This is a genomic window from Streptomyces sparsogenes, assembly GCF_001704635.1.
GTDB classification, from domain to species: Bacteria; Actinomycetota; Actinomycetes; order Streptomycetales; family Streptomycetaceae; genus Streptomyces; species Streptomyces sparsogenes.
Genome location: NZ_MAXF01000244.1, coordinates 1 through 2685, shown reverse-complemented (window position 1 = coordinate 2685; position 2685 = coordinate 1). Strand labels below are relative to the sequence as shown.

Annotated in this window: 3 protein-coding genes and 1 pseudogene; all 4 read right to left on the bottom strand. The window is 67.3% G+C overall.

From position 1 onward, the window contains the following. Positions 1 to 167: 167 nt before the first annotated feature. The gene (locus tag BBH68_RS38660) at positions 168 to 779 is read right to left on the bottom strand and encodes a DUF4352 domain-containing protein (protein WP_065968580.1); all 612 of its coding nucleotides are present in this window, start codon (positions 777 to 779) and stop codon (positions 168 to 170) included. A 215-nt stretch (positions 780 to 994) separates the two neighbouring features. After that, on the bottom strand, positions 995 to 1741 hold the full coding sequence (locus tag BBH68_RS38655; RefSeq protein ID WP_065968579.1) for a hypothetical protein: 747 nt from the start codon (positions 1739 to 1741) through the stop codon (positions 995 to 997). A gap of 44 nt (positions 1742 to 1785) precedes the next feature. Next, the gene (locus BBH68_RS38650; protein ID WP_065968578.1) at positions 1786 to 2298 is read right to left on the bottom strand and encodes a 6TM ABC transporter family protein; all 513 of its coding nucleotides are present in this window, start codon (positions 2296 to 2298) and stop codon (positions 1786 to 1788) included. A gap of 77 nt (positions 2299 to 2375) precedes the next feature. Further along, a pseudogene (locus BBH68_RS38645) lies at positions 2376 to 2685 on the bottom strand (LLM class flavin-dependent oxidoreductase); the annotation flags it as partial.

Genomic DNA, 2685 nt, shown 5'->3' with positions numbered 1-2685 from the left:
TGCGACGACCCCTAGAAACCGCCGTCATGGTCCGGGGCCTTATGGCTCGACCGCTCGACAGCTCTGGGGGCGTCGTAGAGGGCGCCGCCGTGGCGCCGGCCCTGGTGGGGGCGGGGGGAGGCGGTTGTCGAGGTCGGGGCGGTGGGGGGTGCCGGGGGCGGTTGGGGTTAGGACAGCTTCCATTCACCGGTTTGGTTGGCCATGCCGGAGTTCATGGCGAACTGGACGGTGTCCGTCTTGGAGCCCTTGGGGACCTCGAACACGACCCAGCCCAACGCCTTGGCGCCGGGCTTCAGCCTCACGTCGCTGGACATCGAGGGGCCCGCGGTGATGTCGGCGAAGGTGGGCTGGAACTGCTGGCCGTCGGTGTCGGTGATCTTGGCGCCGTTGGCGGGGCTGTCGCTGTACGCCGCGGTGCCCGTGTTGACCAGCTTGAACTGGACGCCGACGAATCGCTTGCCGGAGCCGGGCGTGCTGAACTCGTCGCTGGACTTCGCCGGGTCGGCGACCTTGACGACGGTGACGTCGAGCTTGCTGCCGTCTTCCAGGCCCTTCAGCGCGATGGTGTCGCCGGCCTTGGCGACGCCGGGGGTGGCCGTCTTCTCGGGCTTCTCGGCAGCCGGCTTCTCGTCGGTCGTCGCGCTGGCCGACGCCTTGGCCTTGGGCTTGTCGGTGACGGTGTCGCCGGAGTCGCCGGAGTCGCAGGCGGTGAGGCCGAGCGCGCAGATGCCGGCGGCGGCGACGGTGGCGGCGAGTCTGATGCGGGTGCGGTGGTACACGATCTCCCCAGGGGTTCTGTGGCTTGCGTGTGAAGGACCCATGAAGGAGCCGTATGGTTGTACGCCACATCTGAAAAATTTGCGGGTTGAGGCAACCTGGGGGCCGCGTCTGGCGTCGGAGCGTGTCGGAGTGCTCTGCCGGCTGCCCCGTCGCGCGTCTACCAGCCGGCCCGGTACCGGTCGTGGGTTCGCACTCCGTCGGCCCGACGCGGTCCTCAGCCGGCACGGGCGACGACCTGCCCGACGACGGAGAAGCGCTGCTCACACTCCGGGCAGGTCGCCTCGCCGAAGGCATACGTCAGGGCGCGCGCGACGTGATCGTGGCCGTCGGCCAGGGCGAGGTCGTGGAGGCGCCGGCCGAGGCCTTCCAGGGTGAGGGGGTCGGCCGGGTGGAGGGGGAAGGTCTCGACGTCGTCGGACAGGGCGTAGTCCTCCGCCGCGCTGAAGAAGCCCCGCTCTCCGATAATCACCCACATCGACGCGCACCCTGCGGGATCGGGGCACTCGAGCTCGTATTCCTCGCTGACGAGGCCCCAGATCAATTCCTCCGCCCAGTGGATGTCGCCTTCCAGGTTCAGGACCGCCTCGATCAGACAGCAGTAGTCGTTCCGGCCGGCGGTGACCTGCCGCCACCGGTTCGCGGCATCCAGGAGGCGTGCGACTTCCGGCGCATTTTGGTGCCGGAGGTTCCGGGTCTCGTACCGCTGGTCGGCCTGGACGAGAAGGGCGCCGGCCAGGTGGAGGGCCGAAGCCGCGACGTCGGCTTCGTCGGCCTCCGCCATGTCGGCCAGCGTGTGCAGCACCAGCGGATCGGCGGGATCCAGGGAGCCGTTGTGGTAAAGCTCCGTCCAGAGGTCGCTCCAGGCCTGACTGGCCTGGCCCGTGGCGGCATCTTCCAGCAGGGTCGTCAGGCGGTCGGCATCGGCGTCATCCGGGTGGGGAACAGGAGAGTTCGTCGTCACCCTGGGGATCCAAGCAGGTCAGCGAGCCTGCCGGTGAGTCAAGGTCACGCCTCCAGAGAGTCATCGGGGCTGTCCTTGCTTTCGGCTATGAGCTTGCCGCCGACAAAAACAACGGCCAGGCCGATTGCGGCACCGGCGCCGACCATCACTTTCCTGAGGGCCGCATCCAAGAACCTCTTGTTCTCGCTGTCCTTCTGGAACTCCAGCCTTCCCGTTTCCTGGATCTGCTCGATGAGGAACTTCTTCTCTTCCCAGCTCAGGTCGTCCTTGCTGAGTTCACCCTTGAGGATTTCCCTGATCTCCCGGAAGGCCCGATGGACATGCTTCTGGCTCTGCTTGTTGGCCGAGAGCGTGGATTGATGCGCTTTCTCCATCGCGTCCACGGCATCCTTGGCGAAATCCTTGAACACGGGGAACTGCTCGACGATCTTGAGAGCCACCTCAGTGTCCATGTCGGGCATCATCGCCGCGAACCTGATCATCTTGTCTCTGGAGAGGTTCCGCCAGGAATCGATCCCAAGCGCCTGCATGATCTCAGCTTCGCTCTTGTAACGCATGCCCTGGCCCCGTCCGCCGCCCTGTCCTGTTTTCCCCGGATCCTAGCGGCGGCCTCCGGCAGCCAGTGGCCCTGGCGTCAGAGTTCTCCGGTCGCGCTGCGCACGGGCGCGATGATCTCCTCCGTGAGCCAGCGCGCGATCTGTGGGGGGTAGGGGCTGCGCAGGCTCAGCACGATGTGCGTCATGCCTGCGGCGATGAGTTCCGTGATGGCTTCGCGGTCGGCGGCCGGGTCGTCGTAGGAGACGAGGTACTGCACGGAGCGGGTGATCGTCCGCGGGTCGCGGCCGATGGCGGCGCAGTGGGCGTCCAGAACGGCGCCGCGGTCGGTGATGTGGTCCAGCGTGTTGTGCGGCGGGCCGGGGATGTTCCAGATGTCGGCGTGCTCG